At 67.5% G+C, this 1,685-nt stretch carries 2 protein-coding genes; one reads left to right on the plus strand and one right to left on the minus strand.

Annotated features, from left to right (window positions below):
• Positions 1-435, minus strand: a 435-nt coding sequence (locus FJY73_14415) for a phage integrase N-terminal SAM-like domain-containing protein (protein ID MBM3321853.1), incomplete at its 3' end; no start/stop codon positions are given.
• Positions 436-646: 211 nt separating this feature from the next.
• Here FJY73_14415 and FJY73_14420 point away from each other — a divergent pair.
• Positions 647-1,685: thioredoxin domain-containing protein (locus FJY73_14420; GenBank protein MBM3321854.1), on the plus strand; the 1,039-nt coding region annotated here is incomplete at its 3' end.

Below are 1,685 nucleotides of genomic sequence, written 5' to 3' on the forward strand. Positions count from 1 at the left end.
CACCGCCCGCGCCTCCTCTCGGCTCAGCACCACCGGGAGCCGCTCCGGGCGCTTCGCCCGGACGACCCCATCGACCCACGCCATCTCTTGGCGAAGGACTTCGCGGTACAGGAACAGGATCGCGCTCAAGGCCTGGCTCTGCGTCGAGGCGGTGACCCGGCGTTCGGCGGCGAGGTGCGAGAGGAAACGCGAGATTTCCTCCGCTCCCATCTCGCTCGGATGGCGCTTTCCATGAAAGAGAACGAACCGCCGAATCCAATCGACGTACGCTCTCTCGGTTCTCGGGCTGTAGTGCCTTGCGCGAACGGCAAGTCGAACCCGATCGAGAAGCCGCGGGGCGGGACGAAAGGGACGGGTCCCCTCGGCGACGCGGAGGGCGGGGACCGACAGACAGCTTTCCGAATAAGTGATCGCTCGGGCGAGGAAGGGGGGCATGCATCCTCCCGCCGGGGCGACGCCCAGCGATTCGGATTGTACATCCCTCGACTATTTCACGTCAACGTCCATCCGTCAGAAGTGAGTTCCTTTCGCGGCCGCCGGGGCACGGAGGTGCGACCCCGCACGCCCCCCGCCGCTTGACCGGGTCCTCTGGGACGACTATATCGACGGCAGCGGGGGCACTCGGCCCCGCGCGGAGGCGTGCGTCATGCCGAATCGGCTCGCGGGAGAGACGAGTCCTTACCTCCTCCAACACAAGGAGAACCCGGTCGACTGGTATCCCTGGGGTCCCGAGGCGCTCGCGCGCGCCCGCCGCGAGGGGAAGCCGATCTTCCTCAGCATCGGGTACAGCGCCTGTCACTGGTGCCACGTGATGGAGCGCGAGTCGTTCGAGGACCCGGAGACCGCCCGCCTCTTGAACGAGCACTTCGTGAGCATCAAGGTCGACCGAGAGGAGAGGCCGGACCTCGACTCGATCTATATGGAAGCGGTTCAGGCGATGACCGGGTCGGGGGGATGGCCGATGAGCGTCTTCCTCACACCCGAGGAGATGCCCTTCTTCGGCGGAACCTACTTCCCCCCCGAAGGGCGACACGGCATGCCTTCCTTCCGGCGCGTGATCCTCGAGGTGTCGCGCGCATTCCGCGAGCGCCGCGGGCAGGTCGAGGAGCAGGCCGCCCGCATGACCGAGCGGCTCGCGAGGACGGCGACCTTTCTCGAGGGGGGCGCGATCCGCGCGTCGGTCTCCGACCGGGCCGCGAGGCTTCTCGCGGAAGATCACGATGAAACCTACGGCGGTTTCGGAGGCGCTCCCAAGTTTCCGCAGACGATGAGCCTCGACTTCCTTCTCCGCCGCGCGCGGAGAACCGGCGACCCGGATGCGCTCCGCATCGTCCGGTTCAGCCTCGAGCGGATGGCGCGCGGGGGGATCCGCGACCACGTGGGCGGCGGCTTCCACAGGTACGCAACCGACGAGCGCTGGCTCGTTCCCCACTTCGAGAAGATGCTCACCGACAACGCCCTTCTCGGCCGCCTCTATCTGCACGCCTACCACGCGACCGGGAAGCCGCTCTTTCGCGAGGTCGGGCGGGAAACCCTCGACTACGTGCTCCGCCACATGACCTCTCCCGAGGGCGGGTTCTTCGCGGCGGAGGACGCGGACAGCGAAGGGGAAGAGGGGAGGTTCTACACGTGGACGCCGGACGAGATCCGGCGCGCCCTCGGCGAGGAGGACGGAAACCTCTTCT

It is taken from the genome of Candidatus Eisenbacteria bacterium (genome assembly GCA_016867715.1).
GTDB lineage: Bacteria > Orphanbacterota > Orphanbacteria > Orphanbacterales > Orphanbacteraceae > VGIW01.